General features: G+C 40.9%; 27 protein-coding genes. 8 read left to right on the top strand and 19 right to left on the bottom strand.

Features of this window, described 5'->3' with window-relative positions; genetic code table 11:
- Positions 1–19 precede the first annotated feature (19 nt).
- The 5 genes from LS48_RS07565 (at position 20) to LS48_RS07545 (ending at position 2,585) form a co-directional block, all read left to right on the top strand.
- A complete protein-coding gene (locus LS48_RS07565; RefSeq protein ID WP_062621630.1) occupies positions 20–565 on the top strand; it encodes a TlpA disulfide reductase family protein in 546 nt (181 codons plus the stop codon).
- A gap of 11 nt (positions 566–576) precedes the next feature.
- The gene (locus LS48_RS07560) at positions 577–1,266 is read left to right on the top strand and encodes a thioredoxin family protein (RefSeq protein WP_078056392.1); all 690 of its coding nucleotides are present in this window, start codon (positions 577–579) and stop codon (positions 1,264–1,266) included.
- A gap of 101 nt (positions 1,267–1,367) precedes the next feature.
- A complete protein-coding gene (locus LS48_RS07555) occupies positions 1,368–1,679 on the top strand; it encodes a rhodanese-like domain-containing protein (RefSeq protein WP_062622094.1) in 312 nt (103 codons plus the stop codon).
- An 11-nt stretch (positions 1,680–1,690) separates the two neighbouring features.
- Positions 1,691–2,089: a rhodanese-like domain-containing protein gene (locus tag LS48_RS07550; protein ID WP_062621629.1), complete on the top strand. Its 399-nt coding sequence runs from the start codon at positions 1,691–1,693 to the stop codon at positions 2,087–2,089.
- Between the two features lie 121 nt (positions 2,090–2,210).
- On the top strand, positions 2,211–2,585 hold the full coding sequence (locus LS48_RS07545; RefSeq protein ID WP_062621627.1) for a hypothetical protein: 375 nt from the start codon (positions 2,211–2,213) through the stop codon (positions 2,583–2,585).
- Between the two features lie 25 nt (positions 2,586–2,610).
- On the opposite strand, the gene LS48_RS07540 is transcribed toward LS48_RS07545, so the two are convergent.
- Complete coding sequence (locus LS48_RS07540; RefSeq protein ID WP_062621625.1) at positions 2,611–3,105, bottom strand: DinB family protein; 495 nt, start codon at positions 3,103–3,105, stop codon at positions 2,611–2,613.
- A 148-nt stretch (positions 3,106–3,253) separates the two neighbouring features.
- Here LS48_RS07540 and ctlX point away from each other — a divergent pair, with 148 nt between their 5' ends.
- Positions 3,254–4,156, top strand: coding sequence for a citrulline utilization hydrolase CtlX (gene ctlX, locus LS48_RS07535; RefSeq protein WP_076692439.1), 903 nt, complete (start codon positions 3,254–3,256; stop codon positions 4,154–4,156).
- On the opposite strand, the gene LS48_RS07530 is transcribed toward ctlX, so the two are convergent.
- Complete coding sequence (locus tag LS48_RS07530; protein WP_062621617.1) at positions 4,157–5,590, bottom strand: SDR family oxidoreductase; 1,434 nt, start codon at positions 5,588–5,590, stop codon at positions 4,157–4,159. It lies immediately after the preceding gene.
- A 125-nt stretch (positions 5,591–5,715) separates the two neighbouring features.
- Between LS48_RS07530 and LS48_RS07525 the strand changes: the two genes are divergently transcribed.
- Entirely contained in the window at positions 5,716–5,922 is a 207-nt protein-coding gene (locus LS48_RS07525; protein ID WP_045081041.1) for a hypothetical protein, read from the top strand.
- 3 nt (positions 5,923–5,925) lie between these two features.
- On the opposite strand, the gene LS48_RS07520 is transcribed toward LS48_RS07525, so the two are convergent.
- Positions 5,926–6,558 (bottom strand): MarC family NAAT transporter, encoded by a 633-nt coding sequence (locus tag LS48_RS07520; protein ID WP_045081042.1) that lies wholly within the window; start codon positions 6,556–6,558, stop codon positions 5,926–5,928.
- 148 nt (positions 6,559–6,706) lie between these two features.
- Here LS48_RS07520 and argS point away from each other — a divergent pair, with 148 nt between their 5' ends.
- A complete protein-coding gene (gene argS / locus LS48_RS07515; protein WP_062621612.1) occupies positions 6,707–8,494 on the top strand; it encodes an arginine--tRNA ligase in 1,788 nt (595 codons plus the stop codon).
- Positions 8,495–8,506: 12 nt separating this feature from the next.
- On the opposite strand, the gene LS48_RS07510 is transcribed toward argS, so the two are convergent.
- From LS48_RS07510 to LS48_RS07435, 16 genes are all read right to left on the bottom strand, one after another.
- A complete protein-coding gene (locus LS48_RS07510) occupies positions 8,507–9,133 on the bottom strand; it encodes a carbonic anhydrase (RefSeq protein ID WP_062621608.1) in 627 nt (208 codons plus the stop codon).
- Positions 9,134–9,238: 105 nt separating this feature from the next.
- On the bottom strand, positions 9,239–10,759 hold the full coding sequence (locus LS48_RS07505; RefSeq protein ID WP_062621605.1) for a tetratricopeptide repeat protein: 1,521 nt from the start codon (positions 10,757–10,759) through the stop codon (positions 9,239–9,241).
- Between the two features lie 99 nt (positions 10,760–10,858).
- Positions 10,859–12,163, bottom strand: a complete 1,305-nt coding sequence (locus LS48_RS07500; RefSeq protein WP_062621603.1) for an APC family permease — start codon at positions 12,161–12,163, stop codon at positions 10,859–10,861.
- Positions 12,164–12,316: 153 nt separating this feature from the next.
- Positions 12,317–13,681, bottom strand: a complete 1,365-nt coding sequence (locus LS48_RS07495; RefSeq protein ID WP_045081053.1) for an MFS transporter — start codon at positions 13,679–13,681, stop codon at positions 12,317–12,319.
- A gap of 147 nt (positions 13,682–13,828) precedes the next feature.
- A complete protein-coding gene (locus tag LS48_RS14880; protein ID WP_117590217.1) occupies positions 13,829–14,707 on the bottom strand; it encodes an ester cyclase in 879 nt (292 codons plus the stop codon).
- Between the two features lie 129 nt (positions 14,708–14,836).
- On the bottom strand, positions 14,837–15,214 hold the full coding sequence (locus LS48_RS07485) for a cupin domain-containing protein (RefSeq protein WP_062621599.1): 378 nt from the start codon (positions 15,212–15,214) through the stop codon (positions 14,837–14,839).
- A 100-nt stretch (positions 15,215–15,314) separates the two neighbouring features.
- Positions 15,315–15,833 carry a RidA family protein gene (locus LS48_RS07480; RefSeq protein ID WP_062622088.1) on the bottom strand — a complete coding sequence of 173 codons (519 nt, stop codon included), beginning with the start codon at positions 15,831–15,833 and terminating at the stop codon, positions 15,315–15,317.
- 154 nt (positions 15,834–15,987) lie between these two features.
- The gene (locus tag LS48_RS07475) at positions 15,988–16,977 is read right to left on the bottom strand and encodes an ester cyclase (RefSeq protein WP_204376468.1); all 990 of its coding nucleotides are present in this window, start codon (positions 16,975–16,977) and stop codon (positions 15,988–15,990) included.
- Between the two features lie 150 nt (positions 16,978–17,127).
- The gene (locus LS48_RS07470) at positions 17,128–17,463 is read right to left on the bottom strand and encodes a hypothetical protein (protein WP_062621597.1); all 336 of its coding nucleotides are present in this window, start codon (positions 17,461–17,463) and stop codon (positions 17,128–17,130) included.
- 118 nt (positions 17,464–17,581) lie between these two features.
- Complete coding sequence (locus LS48_RS07465) at positions 17,582–18,355, bottom strand: hypothetical protein (RefSeq protein WP_235811016.1); 774 nt, start codon at positions 18,353–18,355, stop codon at positions 17,582–17,584.
- A gap of 229 nt (positions 18,356–18,584) precedes the next feature.
- Positions 18,585–19,517, bottom strand: coding sequence for a hypothetical protein (locus LS48_RS07460; RefSeq protein WP_062621595.1), 933 nt, complete (start codon positions 19,515–19,517; stop codon positions 18,585–18,587).
- Between the two features lie 102 nt (positions 19,518–19,619).
- Positions 19,620–20,561, bottom strand: coding sequence for an NAD-dependent epimerase/dehydratase family protein (locus LS48_RS07455; protein WP_062621593.1), 942 nt, complete (start codon positions 20,559–20,561; stop codon positions 19,620–19,622).
- A gap of 71 nt (positions 20,562–20,632) precedes the next feature.
- A complete protein-coding gene (locus tag LS48_RS07450; RefSeq protein WP_062621591.1) occupies positions 20,633–21,193 on the bottom strand; it encodes an ester cyclase in 561 nt (186 codons plus the stop codon).
- A gap of 20 nt (positions 21,194–21,213) precedes the next feature.
- Positions 21,214–21,555 carry a hypothetical protein gene (locus tag LS48_RS07445; RefSeq protein WP_062621590.1) on the bottom strand — a complete coding sequence of 114 codons (342 nt, stop codon included), beginning with the start codon at positions 21,553–21,555 and terminating at the stop codon, positions 21,214–21,216.
- A gap of 245 nt (positions 21,556–21,800) precedes the next feature.
- Entirely contained in the window at positions 21,801–22,556 is a 756-nt protein-coding gene (locus tag LS48_RS07440) for a LytR/AlgR family response regulator transcription factor (protein WP_062621588.1), read from the bottom strand.
- Positions 22,556–24,433: a tetratricopeptide repeat-containing sensor histidine kinase gene (locus tag LS48_RS07435; RefSeq protein ID WP_062621586.1), complete on the bottom strand. Its 1,878-nt coding sequence runs from the start codon at positions 24,431–24,433 to the stop codon at positions 22,556–22,558. The genes LS48_RS07440 and LS48_RS07435 overlap by 1 nt, the downstream gene beginning before the upstream one ends.
- Positions 24,434–24,536: the final 103 nt, after the last annotated feature.

Raw genomic sequence — 24,536 nt, 5'->3', positions numbered from 1 at the left:
CTTTCAATATTTTTAGCAAATGAAATTACTTCCGCTTATACTTTTTGTTTTGATGTTTCAAAGCTGTTTGGATAAAAAATCTGAAACAACTTCTGAAGTTGCAATGAAAGAAGATCTTTCAATTAATAAAGAAGATTTCAATTCAAAAAAAGTTGTTTCCTTGAATTTCGAAGAACTTGAACGGCAGTATCTTCAAAAGAAAAACGATTCAATTTATGTAATTAACTTTTGGGCCACTTGGTGCAAACCCTGTATAAAAGAGCTTCCGGCTTTTGAAAAATTGGCTTCGGACTATTCCGATAAAAACGTGAAACTAGTGTTGGTTAGCCTTGATTTTCCGGACAAACTGGAGAGCCAAGTAATTCCTTTTATTAAAAAGAACAACATACAATCTGAAGTGGTGTTATTGGATGATTCTGACGCCAATAGTTGGATTCCAAAGGTTTCACCTCAATGGAGTGGTGCCATTCCCGCAACAATTATTTATAAAAAAGATAACCGAAAATTTTACGAACAATCATTTACTTTTGAAGAACTTGAAGCTGAATTAAAAACATTTCTATAAAAATTTAAATTATGAAAAATATACTTTCCAGCATATCATTTGCAGCCCTTGTATTGATTGCTTTTAGCAGTTGTAAAAACGAATCTACGGATAAAAGCTGGGACCTTGCCGTTAGCAAAATTGTCCAGCCCGAATTCACGGAAATTAACTCTGAAACCGAAACGAAAGGATATACTATCGGTGATGAAGCTACCGATTTTAAACTGAAGGATGTAAACGGAAAAATGGTCTCGCTTTCCGATTATAAAGATGCCAAAGGTTTTATTGTGATTTTTACGTGCAACACATGTCCGTATGCGGTAGCTAGTGAAGAAAGAATGGTTGCGTTGGACAAGGAATTTAAATCGAAAGGCTATCCTTTGATAGCAATTAACCCAAACAATCCGGAGGTTCAGCCAGATGATACGTATGAATTGATGCGAGAAAAAGCAAAAGAAGCTGGGTTTACTTTTCCGTATTTATATGACGAAAGCCAAACAATCTATGCAAAATACGGCGCCACAAAAACACCGCACGTTTATCTGCTTCAAAAGGAAGGCGGTAAAAATATTGTAAAATACATTGGTGCCATTGATGATAACGTTCGCAATGCTGCTGAAGTAAAGGAAAGATTTTTGGCGAATGCCGTAAATGAGCTTTTGGAAGGAAAAGAAGTTTCCGTAAAGGAAACAAAAGCTATAGGCTGTTCCGTTAAGCAATAGATCTCTAAAAAAAATATTCTTTAAAAACCGAAAACGTTTTGTTTCCGGTTTTTTTAATTTTAAACGTTTCACATTTATTATTTTTACTGAAAATTTTTAAAATGGCAGATTTGACACAACAACAGTGGAGCGAGCAATTGGAAAAGGACGAGAATTCGGTGATTTTGGACGTGCGTACCGATGCGGAATTTGAGGAAGGCTATATTCCGGGAGCTATCCAAATGGATATTTACAACGGAGCAGAATTTCTTCAGCGGGCAAGACAGCTTGACCCGCAAAAAAATTATTATGTGTATTGCCGTTCCGGTGGCAGAAGCGGACAAGCGTGTATGTTGCTCAATTCCATAGGTATTAAAAATGCCTTCAACCTTAAAGGCGGGATTATGGAATGGGAAGGTGAAACTATTAATTAAAATCTCAAAAAATGAAAAAGATATCAATACTTCTGCTTCTTTGCGGCGCCATTTTTTTTACGGCGTGCAAAGAGAAAACGATAGCACAGGAAGTACGTGTGCTAACTCCACAGGAATTTAAGGACTCAATTGAGAACAATCCTGAAATCCAACTATTGGATGTGCGTACTCCTGAGGAGTTTGCCGAAGGACATCTTGTAGATGCTGAAAATATTAATGTGATGGAATCAGAATTTCTAACCAAAGTTGAAAAGTTAGACCCCGAAAAGCCAGTGTATCTATATTGCAGAAGTGGAAGAAGAAGTGCCAAGGCATCTGCCCTTTTAAAAGAAGCCGGTTTTAAGGAAATTTATGACCTTCAGGGCGGTTTTTTAGAATGGGAAAGTAATGGTTATAAAGCTGAAAACTAGCTTTTAGTCTTAAATTTTTTAACGTAATCCAAAAGCACAAGTTAAACTGACGCTAAAGTCTTATTTTTTAAAATCTCCAAAGGCATACGCTTCGTATCTTCAATATACAAATTGATATGTTATGGAAGATAGAGATGAAATAATTCGAGAGAAAATGCAAAGGCTGATATCTAAAAGCTGTCAATTTGATAAACGTCCGAACGAGCAATTTCGCAATTTCCATAAAGCGTTTCTCAATTTCTTCTTCAGTTCAGTAGATGTAGATGTGAACTATGAAAACAAATTGATTTCTATCTGGAATTCCAAACCATTGACTACCGATCCGGTTAGGCTTTATGATTTAAACGAAGCAATTTCAGATAGGTTAGGCTACAACGATTTAGAGGAAACATTAATCGGTTGTCTTGAAGATGGTCAGCTTCAGCATAATTTTTATAGAAAAATGCTTCTCGAATATGGCGATTCCGTTAAAGATGGGGATATGCTGAGTGCTTGAAAATATTCTAGAATAACTAAAGAGTTTACCCATTCTGCTCATCTGCCGAAGGCCCATAACTTCCCGGCACCGGAATATTCAGCAATCTATAATAAACGCCCAGCTGCGCGCGGTGGTGGGTTACTTGGTTTAGCCCGTGCCTGATGGCGCCGTACTTGCTCCATTCCATAATTTTTTCACCGTTCATCCGAATGCTCCAGTTCAGTTTTAAATCTGCTTCTTTTGCGTTTTCCAAAGCTTGCATCCCGGCTTTGTGCTGTTTTTCCAACTGTTGCAACAAATCTTCTTTAGTGGCCATTTTCTCGGGATTATAGCCATCAGCAAAATCCAAATAATCGGTATTCAAAATAACCTGCGGCCAGCCAAAAATATCCACAATGTGCGTTGCTAAGTCCATAAGCTTCATACTTTTGGTATGCGGGGCATAATCGTTTTTGTTCTTTGGAAAATTATTCAGAAATTTTTGGGTGGTGTTATACTCTTCGGTAAGTTCGTCCTTTAAATTTTTTAACGTATCCATAATTTTTAAATGTTTCGGTTTCTAAAAACGTAATTCTACTTTGTACATCTAATTTACCATTTAAAAGCATTTTTTCAACAGGAAATTCCTTTAAATTTGCAGCCTAAAATTCCCTCAATTGGCAAAACAGATCACAGATACCATCGTAATGATTCGCCCGGTCGCGTTCCGTATGAACGAGCAGACGGCGGTCAATAATTTTTTTCAGGAAGACATCGCCCTTAAAAATGCTGAAATAAATACCAAAGCCCAGGCAGAGTTTGATGCCTTTGTGCAGAAATTGCGAGGTGTTGGCGTACATGTGATTGTAGAGAATGACGATTTGAGAATGGACACCCCCGATTCCATTTTCCCCAACAACTGGATCAGTTTTCACGAAAATGGCGACATAGGTCTCTACCCAATGTTTGCTGAAAACCGCCGTCGCGAAAGGCGTGAGGAAGTTTTGATTCGTTTGGAAAATGAAGGTTTTAAAATCAATAATATTTACGATTACACCCCTGCGGAAGATGAAGGCTTTTTTCTAGAAGGTACGGGAAGTCTGTTGCTCGACAGGGTAAACCATAAAGCGTATTGCGCACTTTCGCCACGTGCTGATGAAGAATTGCTTATTGAATTTTGCGAGGATTTTGAATATCTGCCAGTAATCTTCACTGCAAACCAAACCGTTGATGGCAAGCGGGTGCCCATTTACCACACCAATGTAATGATGTGCCTTGCCGAAGAATTTTGTGTTATCTGTTTGGACAGTATAGATGATGCCAAGGAAAAGAAAAATGTGGTGCAGCATTTGAAGACGGACGGGAAGGAGATTATCTCAATTACCGAAGCCCAAATGCATCATTTTGCGGGCAATATGCTCCAAGTACAGGGACGCGACAAAAAATATTTAGTAATGAGTGCGGCGGCGCATAGTAGTTTGACCGAAAATCAAATTGCGGCAATTGAGAAACATTGTGAAATCTTGAGCAGCGACCTTACTACCATTGAAACCTGCGGTGGCGGAAGCGCCCGCTGTATGATGGCCGAGGTTTTTCTGCCTAAGGCATAATTACGCCATGGTTTCTGTTTTTGCAATATTTCGGATCATTCCCCCAAAAATGAAATAGTGGAAGGGTAGCATCAAATACCAGTACAGTCTTCCCAACAAACCTTTCGGACGGAAGGTGGCGGTCTGTATCAATTCATTTTTATCGTTTATACAGAATTCCAGCCACGCCTCGCCGGGAAGTTTCATTTCGGCAAAAAGTAGGAGTCTTTTGCTTTCTCTGTCGGCGTAGAGCACACGCCAAAAATCCAACGCATCGCCGGTGTAAATTTGGTCTGGGTGAGTTCTTCCGCGTCTTAAACCAACGCCGCCCACAAGCCTATCCATAAATCCGCGAATTTTCCACAGTGAATTTCCGTAGTACCACCCGCGTTTTCCGCCAATGGCCCATATATTGTTTAACGCTCTTTCGGGATCATCAACATTCAATACTTTTTTATCTTTCAGGCAGCCGTATTTTGGCACTTGGATGTATTCTTTTAAATTTGAAATTCTTCCTGCCACCAAGGAATCTTTCCAACTGGAAATCACGAGATTTTGTTCAATCTTCAAAAAGGCTTTTTTGATTGCTTCTTCATATGAAATGGGCTGGATATTTAAAATTTCCTGCAGTTTATTATCCCTTGCCACCACTTCCATTTTCATACTGTCCACAAGATTTACAGCGAGTTTATATGAAGTTGAGGTTACAAAATAAAGCCAATACGAAGAAAGCCGTGGCGACATAACAGGAACCGAAATTATCCAAAGTTTTAGGCCACGGATTTTGGAATATTTCATCAACATTTCTTTATAGGTCAACACATCGGGACCACCGATATCGAAGGATTTGTCAAAACATTTTTCATTGTCCAAAACCCCCGATAGAAACGCAATCACGTCGCGAATGGCAATGGGTTGAATTTTAGTCTTTAACCATTTTGGAGCGATCATTATTGGCAGTTTTTCACACAAATCCCGAATAATTTCAAAAGAAGAACTGCCGCTATCAACAACAATTCCGGCGCGAAGCACGGTTAGATGATAGTTGCCCTTGTATAAAATTTCCTCTACCTTTTTTCGGGAAGAAAGGTGTTTTGAAAGTTCGTCCTGATTTATAATACCACTTAAATAGATGATCTGTTTCACAGTAGTGTAATCCATGTATTTATTGAAGTTTTCGGCTGAGCGGGCTTCAACTTCATCAAAATTTTTGGTGGAGCCGCTCATCGAGTGTATTAAATAATAAGCGGCATCAATATCTTTTGGGAATGATTCGGTGTTTACTTCTTCGGCAAAATCCACCTCCACGACGGTTATCTTTTTTGTTGTTTCGGGATCGAGCGGTAATCTATTTTTATCCCGAACGGCACAAATTATTTCGTGCCCGTTTTGCAAAAGTTCGGGAAGTAATCGCATACCAATGTATCCATTGGCGCCTGTGAGTAGAATTTTCAATTTAAAATATTTTGTTTAAAGATAATTTTTAATAATTAAACATTAGTTAAAAACCCGTTAAGTTATAGTTTGCCTTATTTTCCAAAACGGTATCTTTAAATCTTCAACCAAATAATCCAAAAACCATGAAAATCTTAAAAATCGTATTGCTAATTGTAGGGGTTGTTTTAATAATCTTCGGACTTTACAATGCTTTTGTGCCGCAACAGGTTTTGGATATAGGCCCTTTGGAAGTTAATGCCAAGGAAGGATTGACCAACCAAACGCTGGGGATGATTGGCATTGGGGTTTTGGCACTTATAGCCGGAGCATTGCTTAAAAACCGCCGCTAATTTTTAAGGGTTTATTGTTTTTAGAATAGAAATCACGGCAGCGCTGATGTATTCCACACCTATTGAAATTACAATAAATCCAACAATTCTTGAAATAGCATTGATGCCCGAAGCGCCCAAAAATTTGCTGATGTAATGCGAACTTCTCAAAATGATAAACGTCGCCAATCCAACTGCAAAAACGGCCATTACAATCCAAATTATCTCTACTGTTTTTTGATACTGCTGATTAAAAGTTATTAGTAGCGAAATGGAGCCAGGGCCCGCAAGCATAGGTATTGCCAGTGGAGTGAGCGAAAATTTTTCCCTTTTGTCTAAATCCTTTTGAACCCGTTTGTTCTTCATCCCTTTGTGCTTTGAAAAAGTTCCCGTCAACAGCGCAAAGCCAGAGGTTACTATTATCATCCCACCTGCAATGCGCAATGCATTCAAACTTATTCCGAAAAACGCTAAAAGATACGTTCCGGCGAAAAAGGAAATGATTAAAATTACCACCACGTTTATCGTGGTCAAAAGTGAAGTTTTGTTGCGTTCCTGAGTACTTTCATCGCTGGTCAACCCTACAAATACGGGTACGGTTCCCAATGGGTTTATTACCGAAAAAAGAGCAGCAAACACGTATAAAAAAATATCCATATTTTTTTCGGCAAAGGACGTTTGGTTTTTCTATTTGAAGATTACCAAAACTTTAAATGAAAGTTATTTGATGGCTTCGGAAAATTCAGAAAATAGAATACAGAATTAAGAATTCAAAAAAAGTATCTTTGCACTTTAAAATTTCAGTATGACATTTCAGCAAACATTGGAAACCCAAATTAAAGCCGCAGTGGAAAAACTGTACGGTGCAAAACTTGAATCGGTAGAATTACAGCCCACCCGCAAAGATTTTGAGGGCGACATCACCGCGGTTGTTTTCCCGATGTTGCGCGTAGTGAAAGGCAATCCGGTGCAGATTGGTGAGGCCATCGGCACCTATTTGGTTGAACATGTTTCAGAAATTGAAAAATTCAACGTTGTACAAGGCTTTTTAAATATCGTTTTGAGCGATTCGTATTATTTAAACTTTTTCAATTCAGTCGAAGATTTTTCTTCCTTCGGAAAAGTTCCGCAGGGAAAGGAAGCATTAATGGTGGAATATTCCTCGCCAAACACCAACAAGCCTTTGCACTTGGGGCACGTTCGGAATGTGCTACTTGGCTATTCCGTTGCCGAAATAGAAAAGGCGGCGGGAAAAAAAGTGTACAAGACCCAAATAATCAACGATCGTGGCATCCATATTTGTAAAAGTATGCTTGCGTGGGAAAAATTCGGAAATGGGGAAACACCGGATTTGACTGATTTGAAAGGGGATAAGCTCGTTGGGAATTACTACGTAAAATTTGACAAAGAATACAAAAAGCAGATTGAAACTTTAAAAGCTGAAGGAAAAACTGAGGAAGAGGCAAAAATGCAAGCACCACTAATTTTGGAAGCCCAGGAAATGCTCCGAAAGTGGGAGGCTGGCGATGAAGAAACCGTGGCCCTTTGGAATAAAATGAATGGCTGGGTGTACAGCGGTTTTGAAGAAACGTATAAAGCCGTTGGCGTAGATTTCGATTTTTATTATTACGAAAGCGACACCTATCTTTTGGGGAAAGATATTATTGAGGAAGGCATAAAAAAAGATGTCTTTTTTATGAAGGATGATGGTTCCGTTTGGTGCGATTTAACCGAGGAGGGACTGGATGAAAAACTTGTGCTGCGTAGCGACGGCACCGCGGTTTATATGACGCAGGACATAGGCACTGCCGTACAGCGTGTGAAAGACCATCCCGATGTGGGCGGAATGATTTATACCGTAGGTAACGAACAGGATTACCACTTTAAAGTGTTGTTTTTAATTCTGAAAAAACTCGGTTACAGTTGGGCTAAAAATCTGTTTCATTTAAGTTATGGAATGGTGGATCTGCCCTCCGGTAAAATGAAAAGCCGTGAAGGAACTGTGGTTGACGCAGATGATTTGATTGCGCAAATGACCGATACGGCGCGAACCATTTCTGAGGAACTTGGAAAGATCGACGATTTTTCAAAAGAAGAAAAGGAAGCACTTTACCGAATGATCGGTTTGGGCGCTTTAAAATATTATATTTTAAAAGTAGATCCTAAAAAACGGATTCTATTCAATCCTGAGGAAAGCGTTGATTTTCAAGGAAATACGGGGCCGTTTATTCAATATACCTATGCGCGGATTCAGTCTATTCTACGAAAAGCTGGAGAGGTCTCTCTCGAAGCCTCGGGAGCACTCGACCTGACATCTGTCGAAATGCATCCAAAGGAAAAAGAGCTCATAAAAATTATCCAGCAGTTCCCTGAAACCATTCAGTTGGCGGCGGAGAATTACAGCCCGGCTTTGATTGCTAACTATACTTATGATTTGGTAAAGGAATTCAACAGTTTTTACCAAAATGTGCCAATTCTCGCAACGGATAATGAAACTGAAAAAACATTTCGCGTAAAACTTTCAAAAGCCGTGGGGGAAGTTATAAAAAGTGCTTTCGCCCTCTTGGGAATTGACGTTCCAGAGCGTATGTAATTCTAAATTTCTTTAATCCAAATGGTAAATTTCCATAATGTCTTTGAGAACCTTATCAAAATCAATTTTTAAATCGATTAATTTTCCAGTACCCATATCCATAACCCAACCGTGCACCGTAAGATTTCTGCTGCGGTATGCAATTTGAACATCAGCGGTTTTAATAACGTTTACGCATTGTTCCTGCACGTTAAGTTCTACCAGCCTGCGGTATTTTTCTTCTTCGTCTTTTATATTATTCAACTCTTGCTTATGTAATCTATACACATCTCGAATATTTCGCAACCACGGATTTAAAATTCCCAAATCCTGACTTTGCATCGCCGCTTTTACACCGCCGCAGCCGTAATGGCCACAAACAATTATATGGTTTACCTTTAAATGGCTCACGGCATAATTGATGACGCTCATGGCGCTTAGGTCGAGATTTGAAACCATATTGGCAATATTCCGCAGTATAAAGGCTTCGCCGGGTTTGGCGCCCATTATTTCTTCTGCGGTAACACGGCTGTCGCTGCAGCCTATATAAAGCACCTCTGGATTTTGCCCTTCGGAAAGATTTTTAAAATAATTTGGGTCAAGCCCTAATTTCTCATTTACCCAATCTTGATTGTTTTTGAAAATTTGATCGATATTCATAGTTCACCTGAAGTTTTATTTCAGAATTTAAAGATAGGGAAAAGCCTTTGCGTCCACAATGCGGAGATAAAACTTTATTGATGAATGCGGTTGAACCCTCAAAACTTACATTACTTGTTTTGAATTTTCCATTCCTTTCAAAACGCGTAATCTTCCGGGGCCATTTTTTAAGGCAAGTTCGTATTGTTTTGCGGCCTCCTCATTTCTGTTTTGGGTAAGTAACCAATCTGCATAAAGTTCGTGGGTGGGTTTTTGGATGGATGGCGGACCATAACTGTAGCTTATGCTGTTTTCAATTTCGATGGATTTTATAAAATGCTCTTCGGCTAGTTTTGAATTATTATTCAACTCAGCGCGAAGTGCCATTAATTGATTCTGTCTAATTTCAGCTCCTTTTAAATCCATTTCCGTCGCTTCGTCGCGAGTAACGCCTGCACAAAGTTTGGCACTGCCCTCTGTAACAATAAACGATTCCCTTTTATGGTCTTGGTCCATAATGCTAAGTATGCTGTCCAGTTTTTGGGTATTGCCCTTTTTATACGCCTTCATTCCTTCCAAAAAATGATATTTTGAGCGGACGGAAATATTCAAGTCGGAAATGTCCACAGGAATATCAGCAATTTCATCTTCCCATTTATCGGTCTCGGTTAAATAGGTTCCTTTTAAAAATACCAAATATACCCGAGCATTTTTTGATGGGGTTTCGGTAGCATACTTTTTCATATCGAGCACCATTTTTTTTGCTTCTTCGTAATTTTCCTTTTGAAGATAGCCGTACTGCAACCAATGGAAGGCGTGATAACCACGGGCATCATTGCCTAAATTTTTCTCTTCCATTCTGTTAAGGCTTGCTTGGTAGGAAGCAATATTTGAAGAAATAACGTCATCCCACATCCCCATCGCAACATAAATATGTGAAGGCATGTGAAGCGCATGGCCTGCATCCGGTGCTACTTTTGAATAGGCGTTTGCGGCATCCAATGCAAGTGTAGCGTGGTCGGGATCGTCATACGAATGTATCAAATAATGAAGTGCGCCGGGATGGTTTGGGTTTTCATTTAAAATACCTTTTGCAATTTTAGCGCCTTTGCCGTAAACAACATCGTCCCTTCCTTCTTCAACAGAGCCCAAAAGCGACAAGGCATAAAACGCGGCGACTTCTTGATTGGCGGGATATTTTTTGTATAAACCTTCCATAAATTCGGAATAGGCAATATCGCGTTGCTTTTTTTCTGTTTTTGGTTGGTAGAGTATGTGTACGGATTCAATTAAATCCTTTTCAATTTCGGTTGTATTTTTTTCCAAATTAATACTGTCGAGTTTAGCCAAAACAGTTGTCGCTGCTTCATAATCCTGTTGCTGCCACAGGCTGTGGTTATAGGTCATTGCTTCACCCCAATAGGCCATCGGCATCTTTGGGTCTTCCTTTTGTGCTTCTATAAAAGCTTCGCGAGCGTCTTCATATTCAAAGGAATGCAATAACAGCAATCCTTTTTCAAAATTGGGCTGGGCACTTTCCTTTCCTGTGATTGTTATATTCACTACGCCCAGATTATCTTTTTTTGTTTCCTGTTGTTTACACGAAACTATGAGAAGCAACAATAAAATATAGGATATAAGTCTCATAATTAATAATTTGGATAATAGTTTAAAGATAACCATTTTTGAAACGATAAGCACTTTTTGTGCAAATGCTTAAAACACTGACTCATACCTTCACTAATTTTATGATACTACTTTCTTTTTAAAAAATTTAATTGCGAAAAATATAAGCGTTAATATACCTATAAATAGTCCGGTGCCAATCATTTCATTTGCCGAAAGACTTGATAAAAAGTATAAAATTATTGCAATAGCCAAAATGGGTACAGCCCAACCCCCTGGGATTTTAAATCCGCCTTCGAAATTTTTCTGCGATTTGCGCAGCTTAATTACTGATAGTGCTACTCCCAAATAAAGAATTAGCATAGAGCTACTGGCTATGACAGCCAATTGTTCAAAACTGCCAGAAACAGCCAGCATAAAACCGATAGTAGCATATATAATAATTGCTATGTAAGGCGTAGCAAATGATTTGTGAATTTCGGAAAGTGCCTTTATTGGGATGACTTTATCCCTTGCAAGTGCGTAAACTATTCTTGGACTATTAAGAATTGTTCCGCTCATATATCCAAACATAGAGATAACGGCACCTACAATTAAAAGCGTAAATCCAAGTGGTCCAAAAACTACTTTGGCAGTTTCAGCAAGTGGCGCCGCTGTAAAATTTGGTAAAGCATCCCCTAAAACACCTTGCGAAACAGTTTGAATTAACACATAGATAACCACAACTGTTGCAATACTTATTAAGATAGCTCTGGGAATTGTACGTTTTGGGTTTATAACTTCACCGCCAACTATAATTCCCGTTTCACAACCTTGAAAAGCAAAAAATAAAATAAGTGATGTTTCACTTAATGTTTTTATGCTAGGCATATTTTGAAAATACAAATTGCTTATAGAAACATCCTTAAAACCAATTGCGATCAGTAATAGCAAAGGTATTAGCTTAATAATGGTATTGAATTTAACTAAACCGATGCCTTGTTTTAAGCCAATAACATTTACGTAAACCAAACCATAAAAAAGTATAAATAAAAATAGAAATCGTGGCCATCCATTTTCAAAAACTGGGTATGCCGAAGCAACAACGTTTACTAAGGCATTGGATACGGCTGCATCTGCAAACAGATTGCTTCCAACGGCAAAAAAGCCGCCAATAAATCCTGCATAATCTCCAAAAGCTGTTTCAATGTAGGTGTAGGGGCCGCCGGTGTTTGTTACTTTACTGCCCGCTTCAGCGAAGCAAAGCATGACCATTGCCATTAACAAACCACAAAAAAGGTAAGCAATGATGCTGGATGCCCCCATATAACTAGCCACAATTGCAGGCAGTACAAAAATTCCAGAGCCGATGATAATGTTGACAATATTAGCTGATAAACCGAATACACCAACTCTTCTTTTTAATCCTTCTTCTTTTTGAATCATTTTTTGTTAGTTAGTTGAATTTTTTTACCACAGAGCGCACAGAGCGCACAGAGATTTCTTCGTGTTCTCTGTGTCTCTGTGGTGCTAATTTATTTTTTTCATTCGCATTGAAAACCCGAAACAAATTCCCGCAATGGATTTTCTTTTTTGAAATCAATCTTTTAATACCGGTGGCGCCACGACCGTTTGTTTCAAAATAACAAAGCTATCCACGGTCACCCGGTGTTTCTTAAAGTTTATAAGTTGAATAAGGATTATCATAATCACGGGCATAGCGGCTATAATGAGAAAGACGATTTCCCAAGTAAAATTTGTTTTCAAGACCCCGAGCATTGCAGCCCCGGCAGCGCGCCCCATATTTGAAAGCGCCATATAAAGTGTGAATTGGGTCGCGGCAACGGTTTTCCAGCAAAGGTGCATGGCCGATGCGAACACCGCAATACACAAAAACGTATATAGCGTGTAATAGGAAAGGATAAAGGCGTAAACAATTAAATTATTGCCCCATAGATTGGATAGGGATGCAAATACGGCTATAAGCAGGGTCAAGAAAAATAAATACAATGAAAGCATTTTGATTTTCCCAAAATAGTCCACCAGATAGCCCCCGATGAACATGCCCAAAAAGCCTCCAATTACCGTTGTAATGGAAAATACATTTGAAAAATACGAATTTGTCCACCCCAATTCCTGAATGCTGAAAATAGGCAGTAGCGTGTCAATAAGTCCGAACATTAAACCCACGGCAAAAACCCCGAGGCCAAACACCAAGCTCGATTTTAACCGAAGAACCTTGTAAAGGCATTTAAAAATGTGTTTCCAGCTTCGCAATTGTGTCTGCTTTGAATCTGGGGAAACTGCCCCGGCTGTCCAGGGCATTGTCTTTTCGCCGGGCCGTTCCTTAAAGTAAATCGGGAAAAGCATAATGGTTGCCACCGCAATGGAAAGGGAAGAGATAGCCGTTGGGAAACCAAACGTATTGATAAGCCAAGTACCGATAAGCAACGAGGCCGAAATGCCAATGGTTTTCGCCCCCCACATAAGGCCATTGGCCCGGGCCTGTTCGTTCTCGGGAATTACATCCACGGCCATCCCATCGGTTGCCACGTCCTGAAATGCGCCGAAAAAACTGATGAAAAAACCCGCAACCATTAAGGCGGAGAGATTGTTCAATGGATCTGGAATCAACCCGATACATAAAAAACTTATAATTAAACCAAGCTGCCCAAAAATGACCCACGGTCTTTTTCTGCCCATTGCCAACAGGGTGAAACGATCGATCAAAGGCGCAATCACAATTTTAAAGCTCCATGGAATCCCAACAACCCCCACATAGGCTGCGATTTCCATGGCCGACTTGCCGTTCATCGCCAACCAGGCGGGAATTGCAAAAAAGGTAATGCCTTCGGGAATTCCCTGGGCGATATAAAGTGCCGAAAAGGTAATATACCTGGTTAAGGCATTATCGGTTAAGATTCTGCCCAATCTTTTTTTTCTGATAATAGTTTCTTTTGCCATGATTTTAGGTTTTAAGGGGGAGGATTAAAATCCTCCTTTTTTATTGGCGACATGGGGAAACTGCCTTTTCTGCTTGAATTTTGTTTGATTTAAATTGTTAATGCCTACTCTTTTCAGTTTACGGCTTGCTCCGTTTTAGTTGAAAATTTAATTTTCCATCGCCTCGGCCACTTTCTCGGTATCCAAAAACTGCTGAAATGCGACAACCTTTCCATCCTTGAGTGTCCAAAGATGTGCAACTTGGGCGTAATAGGTCTTTCCGGTTTTCTTTACTTTGGCATCATAACGAAGCGTTGCCAGCACTTGATTGTTGTCCATATTGTGCAATTTGATGTCTTCCAGTTTAAAATATTCGTGGTCCGCGCCAAGCCTTGCGAAAACGCCATTTAATACCGCGTCTGGGCCAATGTATGGATTGCCATCTGCAAGGGAATTGCTTTCGGCTTCATTCCAAACTATTTTTGGGCCCATACCGGCAAGGACGGTTGGAATATCGCCAGCCCCAAAAGCTTTGTACATATTGTTGACCACGGTAATGTTGTTAGGGTCGGAAGCCAGACCCAGTTGCTGCATCATCACGTTCGGGTCCATAAAATCCTGCTCCTGCACAATGCGGCCGTCTTTCATTTTTACGAGGGTAACGCCTTCTACATCTACCATTTTTCCCGTTGGTGGAATGCCGAAGAAATTGCCAGTGTGTTGTCCTGTAAAACTCCAATGTTTTGCGATATTGTTGCCTTGGCCAAAAATGTCCTTCACGGTAAATTTTATATTGGAAAATCCGGTCAGGAAGTTTTGGTAATAATCCCGAAACGCTGCGATGCCTTCAAGATTTCCCGTATTGTTGAGCTGCACGACGTTGGGGTCGAAGTGTTTGTCGTTGATAAGTTCAATCTGACCTTTGTTGACGATATCGCTCCAAACCCGTTCGTACATTTTCAGGTCTTTTTCAATGTTGCTTTTTTGGGCAAATACTGTTGTAATGCTCAAAAAAGCGATGGCTAAAAGTAATTTTGACGTTTTCATATTTGTTTGTTTTATGACTTACTATATAATTTTTTTTGGGTTCCATTCCCGGAGGCTCTATCTCGCTTCCTTTTGGAATTTAGAATTTGAAATTTTAATAGCTCACGGAAATGCCCCGAGGTAATTTATTTATTGTTTCATTTCAACCCGAATAAGCTTGATGATTTCTGTTTTACTCAGGTTTTCGGCTTGATGTGGCGCTTCGGCATTTTTGAATATGGTTAGTGGAAACGTTGGTTGTTCGGGGAATTTTCGCGAATCGAGAATTACATTGCCTTGGGCGTCATAATCCACAAAATCTCCCGCACTTAGTATATAAAGCGTGCTTGGCCATTGATGATGGTGCAGCGGTTCCTTTTCGCCCGGTAAAAGTGTTACCTCCAAAACCCTCACCTTGTCGTTTTCCAATAAAATTTTATGGTTTTGGGGTGCGGCTACCACTGCGTCCAGCGCTGCGGGCCAATCGGCAGGATTTCCTGTATTATAGGCAAAAGTTGAAGCATCCAATTTTTATTGGCCAAATGAAGCTGCCGTTATTGCAAAGACAGCAATGATTAACGGGTAATTTCTAAGTGTTTTCATAATATGTTTTTTAGTATTCGTAAATCTATTTTTTGTATACTTCCATCTCAATCTCTATCATAAATTCCGGGAGTGCCAATTCCTTTACCCCAAGCCACGAGCCTGTGGGGAAATGGTTTTTATAGATTTCTGCTCTAAAGGCCGCCACTTCCAAAAACTTGGGCATGTTGGTAGTAAATACATTTTCCACGACCACATCGTCAAAAGTGCAGCCGTAATGCGCCAATACTTTTTCCAGATCGGCATAGCAGTTTTTCATTTGTTGTTCTATGTCGCCCACAGCGGTTGGGTTGCCTTCATCGTCCATACTTACCGCTCCGGAAATTTTTATGTCGTTGCCAATTTTTACGGCATGCGAGTAGCCATAGGCTTTTTCAACTTCGGGACGCAGCAGGAAATAGTCTGGGGTTTCATCTACCACAACGGTTTCCGTGGGTTCGGATTTTTCTACTGTTGTTTCAGTCTTGGTCTTTTGGTTACAGCTAGATAGCGAAATTGCTGCTACCAAAACGAGTGCTATTGTTGTAAGTTTTGTTGTTTTCATTTTATGAATCGTTTTTAATGGTTGTTTATCGTTATTGAACCACAAAGGGCACAATGTTTTTCACAGAGTACACAAAGAATTGCTTTGTGTGCTTTGTGTCTTCTTAGTGTTCTTTGTGGTTTCATTTAAACTTATTTTGAGTAAAAAATCTATTTCAATATCCCACGCCATATTTAATCTGCCGGCTATATTCTTCACCATCAAAACTGCCTTTGGATTCTTTTATCAAACCGTTTTCGTCCAATTGCCAAAGTTCAAAACCGCTTATGTTTACTTTTTTTCCGGTGCCGTTGGGGCCGGTGTTGGTTCCGGTTAAGGTCCAATGGAATTCTGTTCCTATGGGAGTTTTGACCAATTTGTCAAAAGCCACGACCATATCGTCAGGAAAATTTTCCATAAAGGCCTTGGCAGACTTTGCAATGGCGGTTCTTCCAACTGAGGGCGTGCTATTGTTTATGTTTAGCGAACAATTTTCGGCATAAAACAACGCCACAAAATCTGGGTTTTGGCTGCACCAAGCCTGGGCGTAGCTTTTGGCGAAAACGATTGGGTCATAAATTCTTTCAGTTTCCGGAATAAGGGTTGAGGTGAACGAAATATTGATAAACTTCCAAGCCCCGTTTTCCTTTAGCAATGTGAAATAATCGATGTTGTGCAAAAGCGGCACTCCAAAAGCATGTAATACGGCATCGGCTTTTACGAATGCCAATTGCCCCTCGCTTACACGTATTGTGTATTCTTTTACGGGTTCAAAATAAGGCCGGTTTGTTCTAATTTTCCCCGCTTCAAAATAGTCGCGCATCAACATGGTTTCAGTAGTCCATTTGCCGTCCCTTAATCTTTTGGTTGCGAGACTTGCATTGTCGGCCATCATTTTTTCCATTTTGTCGAGCTGGTAGTTGCCTGCTACAATCAGAAATTGTTCGATTGTTGCCTTTACGTCTGCTTCGTCTTTGGCATAAACTTTTTCTGAACTAGTTAGATGCTTTTGACTACCCATTTTATCCAAGTTTTTGTGGTTTTTTATTTCCGTAGAAACCATTCCTGTAATTGCAGATTCGGCACTCCCATGCGGGTCTGCGCCTTGGGCGTTTATTGCGAAACCCACAAATAACAAAAACAGGATTTGTATTATAATTTTCATTATTTCTTAATTTTCATTTACAACTTCGATGATTATACCTACAAGGACCCCCGCTGAAGGGCGGGGAACACCTTGTAGGAAATTCATCTTCTTAGGGTGTTGCCGGGATCATCTTCAGTTTCAGTTTCGATTTCGATTTCGATTTCGATTTCAGTAAATAATATTCTCCAAAATCCTTCCCAGATTGCTTTCGGCCATCGGGACCTTGCGGTCTGCGGCAAAGATTTGCTGGATTTCCCTTTTCAACTCGCACAGTTCCAGTTCAGAGTATTGGTGCCGTTCCAGTGCGTCCTGTATTTTTTCAAGACTTTCATCTTCGTCATCATTCTGAAATTCCCGGTACATTTTTTCGAACATTTCTTCAGAAGTTTTCTTTTTTATCAGGGCTATTTCTTCCTCGGTTTCCAATTTATCTGCTTTGGCGCAGAGCATCAGAATGTATGTTTTCAGCTCTGCTTTGCTCCATTGGGTTTCGTAAGTTTTCATACTATTGTTTTATACAATTTCTTAGCGTACTCTGCGCCTCTGCGGTGGGTACATTTTACCGCAAACCTGCCTGCCGTTACCGTCTGGTAGGCAGGGGCGCAAAGGGCGCAAAGTGTTGTTAGTTTCTAGCAGCGGCTTTTACGTCGCCACTAATGCCACTTAATTCCGGGACATACATCCAAATTTCGGTCTCGCCGCCATTGGTCACGTCCATCCAGTCCTTTAAAAACTGGTCCCAACTTCCGGTGCCGTTCATTTCATCGTATTTTTTGGCGATGCTGTGGTCTTCGCCCAGCCATGCCGATTTGTCAAAAAATGAAATGACCGCCAGATCCTTTCCTTCCTTGGTACTGGGGAATTCGTTGGTGTAAATACCAAAGGTTTCATTAGGCGATTTTGCGGCGTACACATCGTGGACTTTTTTAACCAAGGCCATTGCCTCTTTGTATTTACCGCGTTTAATATCCCACATATCCACGGCCATGTTCTTAATGGTGAAGTCCTTTGGAAAGCGCGACATGTCTGCATTGAATTTCCAATATGAACTCTCGAATCCGCTACCAGGCATGAGGTATGGACTTACGTTGTCGCGCCAATCGGCATCGTGGCCTTCTTTTTGTGCGGGGCCATGGTCCATGGAGCTCCATGGGAATGGGCCCATAACCCAAACGTAGCGACCGGTTCTGGGTCCATTGGAAATCCAATACACGCGAACTCCATGGGGTCCGTCGCCGTGGTATTTTTTGTTGTGCGCGGTAATCCCTCTTTCAAATTGGCTTATCTGTGTGGGATTTGGCGTTAACACGTCATTTTCGAATACGGCGTATTCGGTGCTGTTTTGCGATAGTGCCAAAAAAGGCAGTAAAAGCAGTGTAAAAAGTAATTTTCTCATGATTTTAAATTTGTGTTTCCACGATAGGCGGAAACGGGTTAAAATTGAATTGTTTCTCTTTATAAACCGGGGAGTTTCTTTTGACTTAAGACTTTAGGACGTAGGACGAATTTGCAATGCTTGTCATTTCCGCAATATTTCCAACTTCGTTTTCAGCTTCATCTTTCGATTTCGATTTCGATTTCGATTTCGATTTCGATTTCGATTTCGATTTCGCCTCGATTTCGCTCTAATCCAACAATTTCGGGTTGTAATAGGCGGTTTCACTGGTTATCTTACCATCCTCATTAAAATACATTTGGTAGTGGATGGGGACCGTGATTGCTTTTTTGTCCGATTTGCGCATAAAGTTGATGTTCCACCAGGACTGCACTACGTGGGCATCACCCATTTCGTAATGTAAATAATCGGGATAGCCCACCACATCAATACTGGCTACGTCAAATTTGTCCAGTATCTGCTTGTCTATGGCTTTCTGCTCTGCCAGCGAAATGCTCTTGAAATCGGGTGAACTGGAATCGACAAACCGGGCGTCTTTATCATAAAAACTGTATGCCTTGTCCCAGTCGTTGTTCTCGATGGCGTACATCATTTTCCTCACTGTATTTATAAAATCGTGGTGGTTGTAGATGGTGCCGTTTTTCCTGTCGGAAAAACTGGAGCGTATTTCATCAATTACCCCGTCGTTTTTGTATGTGATGAGCCTGCTTATTTTATTGTTTTTGGTAAGTGTATAAAGCCGGTGCGAAGCGGCATCAATCTTCACGCCAGTGGTTTTGTGGACGCCCTTTATTAAATCCCAGGTCTGTACCCACACATCGCCATCCGGATTGTCCTTTTTATACTCTATGGCATCTGGGTAGGAGCCGGGAAATGTCTCAATGGCATAGTAGTCCAAATTATCGTGGTAAAGCATTTGGTTGTCCAGAAAGGCTTCCTTATCCATCCCCTTGTCGTTGGCATTGTCTGAAGTACCGTTATAGGCCTTGAAATCATCCGTCAGGTAACTCGCCATTTTGGCTCTGTCGCCCGCAGCTGATGCTTTGGTAAAATCATTTACTACATCAATTGCCGGATGCTCAATATAGACCGTTCCGTTCTTTTTCTGTGCTGTTGCAATGAAAGCTATGAGCAGCATTGCCGATAGAATTGTTGTTTTCATTTTTATGTATTTATTTGGTTAATATTCGGTTTTATATTGTTGGTTTATAGCTCATTAATGGGTTTTCATAAATAACTCAATAACTCAATAACTCCTTTCTTTTTACGATTTCGAATAACTGTTTAAAGTCTCTTGAACTGGTCTGAAATTCACGCCCAGATCGTGCCTTGCCAATTGGTTTTTGTAAATTATGTTTCCTTTGCTTTTCGGTTCTTTATGGTTCAGCATTAAGCTCATATCGCTCACTGGATAGCTTTCGCTGCTCAGCAAATAGTTTTTGCCGTGCAGGCCGGAAATTGTTGCGGCTTTAAAAATGGCTTCCGCTACATCGTTAACATCTACTACGGCCATTTCGGCATTGGTATCATACAGCATTTGCACAAATGGATTGGGGGCAATTTTGTTCTTAAAGAGAAACTGCATTCCAGTGGAAGTAGAATCTTCCCTATTTGACAGAGATTTCCCCATAACCCCAACCGGCGAAACCGAAGTAATTTCAAAAGAAAGATTTGGGTTTTTCGTTATAAAGTTTTCCACCGTTTGGTTGGCCATAAACTTGGCCTGTGCATACGGATGGCTTTCGACGCTTATGTATTTTTTATCGGTTTCATCATAGGTGTCTGTGGCGGTCTTGCCGTATGCCGGTAATGGAAAGTTGGTGTTATAGGCTGCCACCGAGGCTATGAAAACCACTTTTTGTATTAAAGGCGCAACCTTAATGGCTTCCAAAAAGTTTTCGGTGCCCTTGATGGTGGGGTCAAAGAGCTCTTTTTGCGGATCGTTTACATCCAGTTGAAAGGGCGTGCCGCCGTGGATTACAATTTCGCAATCGCTCACAAAATCTTTCAACACTTCCAAGTCCTCCACCTTCAGCCCGCTGATGTTGAGGTTGTCGGAATTTTCCAAACTGAAGAGATGTTGGTACTTTTCGCTCTTTTTTATGTCGGTTACAGATACTTTTACGGTGTATCCTTCTTCCAGAAATTTCTTGGTGGTGTAACTTCCTATAAAGCCAGAGCCTCCTATGATACCTACTGTTTTCATAATTTTGGTTTTAAATTAGACCTAACGGGTTAACTACATCCTCACTTGTAATGCCCGTTAGGCCTGGGTAATTACTGTTCGCCCGCTACTTCAGGGGTAGTGGCGCCGTCCATTTCACTTGCTTCGGCGGAACTATTATCGGCCTCTTGCTGAGCCTGCATATCCAGCATAATTTTTGATAGGTCCCAATAGCCAAATTCCTTTACGATTTTGCCATCTACAAATTGGGCCGTAATATGTGTAGGAATGGTGTATGTCTTGTTGGTGGCCGCGAGTGTGCCTTTCCAAAGGCCCCAGAAGTTTACATAGGTTTTGCCCTTGTCGGTCACTACCATTTCATATTCAGATTCATCGCCTACATATTTCCAGTCTGAAAAGATAGTTGCGTCTTCTTTGTGCATTGCCATTAGTTGGGCCAGTGTTTTTCCATCTTCTTCAACTACATTGTACATTATCTTGGCCGTATCTGCGTAGTGGCTAGCCAATGCTTCCCAATCGCGGTTTTCATAAGCTGCAATACCTTCTTTAAATGAATTTATTTCAGGCGATTGTTGGGTGTAGCGCTTTTCCTGTTGTTGGCAAGCTGCCATGGAAAGGACTATTGCAAGTCCTAAAAAGAGTAGTTTTTTCATGTGTTCTCAGAATTATTTATCTATTGGTTATTATTTTTTATCGCGAGCTTCTGTTTTTGCAACTTGTTTTTCAGTTGCATTGAATCACTTCTCTTTTCATCAGCCAGAGAAAATCTGGACGTTTCGTTGGTACGGAACACATCAGGAATAAGAGGTTTCTCCACTTTGTCCAGCTTTCTCGCTGCAAAGGGCACATAGTCTATGGGAACGACCGGGAGGGGACTGTTATTAAAGTTTTCGATAGTCCGGTACCAGTCCGGTCCCAGATATTCCGCCCCACCCTTTTTGTGTATTTGGGCCGTGGCCTGAAAACCAATTAATAATGGGAAACAGAAAATAATAATGGTGCTAAGTGTTTTCATAATTCTATTTATTTATGGTTTATACCAAAGGAATTGAATAAACTATCTGAAAACAAGTGAGTTAGGATGAAAAGCGGTTGGGGTTGTCCGAAGGGATAATATTTGTTCCCGAAGAATAAAAAATGGACTGAACCTATTGCATAGACCCTATTTGAAGATAATAACGTAAATTTTGAATTTTAAAGTATAGGTTATCAGGATGTTATAGAAGATGTATGCGTTGCCCGAATAAGACTTGCCTGCGTTTAAATAGTTTGCAACCGTTTAAGGAGCTCCGTGCGCATCGCCCTGCTCATCGGGATGGCTTTTTTGGCTATAACTACATGGGTGCCAGCCACTTCGTCTATTCGGGAAAGATTGATAATATAGGAGCGGTGTATTCTGAGGAAGTGTTGTTGGGGAAGTTTCTCATCAATATCCTTGAGGGTCATCACCAAGAGATATTCCCTGCCCTCCGAAAATATGCGGCAATAATTGCGATCTGCCTCAATATAGAGAATATTCTTGATGTCTATTTTCAGCATCCTTTCGTTATGGCGCACAAAAATTCTGTCGTTCAGAATAAAGTCGGTATCGTTTCCGGTGGCGGCCGTTGGCCCATTGCCGTTTTCTGAAACTTTTTCCAACAAAATCCTGTCAACGGTCAATTCAATGGCGCGCTGCAGGTCAAGTTTTTTAAAGGGTTTTGAAATAAAGGCATAGGGATGCGTTTCCTTGGCGCGGTTAAAATGTGCCTCGTCGGCATTTGCCGTTAAATAAATAATTGGGATAGGGTGTATCTTGTGGATTGCTTGTGCCGTTTCAATACCGTCCAAATCGCCCTTGAGCCGAATATCCAACAATATAATATCGGGCCTGTTAATCTGAATATGCGAAATGGCTTCGTCCCCCTGTGGAAGTATGCCCGTTATCTCATAGCCCAACTCGCTTAACTGCAGTGAAATATTGGCGGCAATTACCATTTCGTCCTCTACAATCAATATTTTTACGGCTTTGTCCATCAAGCAATTTTAAAGTTCTTAAAGTTGAAGAAAACCGTGGTGCCATTAATGTGTTCTTCGGTTATGGTGCCGTTAAGTTGTTGTGTGAGCAACTGGATTAGCTGTGTGCCAAAACCTGTGCCCTTGGGCTTTGAGCCTTCAGTCTTCCCGATGCCATTGTCTGAGACCTTTAGAAAGAGTCGCTCGTTTTCCTGTTTTAAACTGATGTTTATCTTTCCTTTTTCCCCTTCCGGAAAAGCGTATTTTAAGGCGTTGGTCAAAAGTTCATTTACAATAAGTCCAATGGGAACCGCGGTGTCCACGTCCAGGTTGAGATTGTCCATGGCGCATTCTATTTTCACCTTTTCCTCGGCATTGAAAGTGTCCAAAACACCTTCGCTTAAATTCATAAAATAATCCTTCATTTCTATACTGCCCAAATTTTCACCCTGATACAGCTTTTGGTGGATAATACCCATACTCTGTACGCGGTTCTGGCTGGCGAGCATGGCTTCCTTGCTTGCCCCGTCCTCCAGTTTTGCCGATTGTAGGGCAATGAGGCTTTTCACCATTTCCAGATTGTTCTTTACACGGTGGTGAATTTCTTTCAACAGCAGTTCGTTTTGTTTGTTCTTTGCATCCAGTTCGGCATTTAACGTGGCCAACGATTTTCGCTTCTTGCGAATATTTCTCAGTGTAAAAAACATTCCAAATAGTATAATTGCAAGCATTCCGGCCAAGACAATATAAAGGGTTTGGGTCTTTCGCTGTTGTGCAATCTTGGCCTCTTTGTCCATGATTTCCATATCCTTTTGGGCCGTTTCATATTTTACTTGCAACTCGCTGTCCTTACGCGCAATGATGGTGTTGAGGTATTCCGTATGGCCTTGTTCGTATAATTCATGATATTCCAAGGCATTTTTATAGTCGCCCAATTCACTGTAAATGTTGGAAACGTGCTTATAGTTTTCCCAAAGATTTTTGGTGTTGCCTATGCGTTTCATAATTTCAATCGCGCGCAGATTGTAGGGTAGGGCCTCGGCGTATTTTCCCTGCAAAATATATACGTGCCCGATGTTTGCGGTGGGCGGCATCATATAGCGTTCCAGCCCTATGGCTTTCGCGCCCTCGTAGCAGCGGTTGTAATCGGCAATGGCTTCCTCGTAACGCTCCATATATTTATAGATATTTCCGCGGCCGTTGTAACACGCCAATAGCGGTGGCCCGGTTTCGCCCATCTTTTTATATGTGTTGATGGCGGTATTCATGCTCGCCAAACTTTCGTCCAGATTTCCCAAAAACAATTGGTTTTCGGCAAGCCGGCGATAGGAGAGCGCCAAGTCTTCCTCATACCCGTTTTTCTCCTGGATTGCAATTGCTTTTTGGCAGTATTCCGCCCCTTCGGCATAGCTGTCCGAATAATAAAGTAGGTCGCAAATTTTTGTGTAGCATTGCCCAATGCCGCGCTGGTCGCCTGTTTTTTCGTAGAGTGCCAATGCTTTGTAAACGGCTTCGGACCCCTTGTCGTATTCGGCCGTGCCGCTGTAATTCATAACCAACAGGAGATAGGTGTCTGCCAGCTTTTTGGTCATTTTCTGTTTTTCGTAAACCGAAATGGCCTTCTTCAAATAAACGATGGAAGAATCCAGCACGGTATGGTCCTCGTGCCATTTCGCCAACCCGATATAGGCCTCGCCAAGAGCCTGGAAATCCTTGTTTTTTTGGGAAAGCTGAATGGTTTTTTTGAAATTTTTGTACTGCTGAAGCGTATCTTCAACCCCCGGAATTGCTTCCCGAGCGGAATTTTTAAGCGTGTCTTCTTTTGTTTTGGAAGGAGTTTGGGGAAGACTGCTCCACGAAACGCACGCTAATACTACAAAGAGTAATAGTCGTTTCATTTTGGTTGTGATGGGTTGTTTGTTGATTTTAAATGTACGACTATTTTTTTGGAAATAGAAAATACCGAATAAAAATTCAAAATAGCGTACGAGCCAAAGCGTC

The organism is Aequorivita aquimaris (assembly GCF_001573155.1).
In the GTDB taxonomy this organism is placed as follows: Bacteria; Bacteroidota; Bacteroidia; order Flavobacteriales; family Flavobacteriaceae; genus Aequorivita; species Aequorivita aquimaris.
Note: the sequence above shows the minus strand (reverse complement) of the source record. Positions and strands in the feature narration are given on the sequence as shown.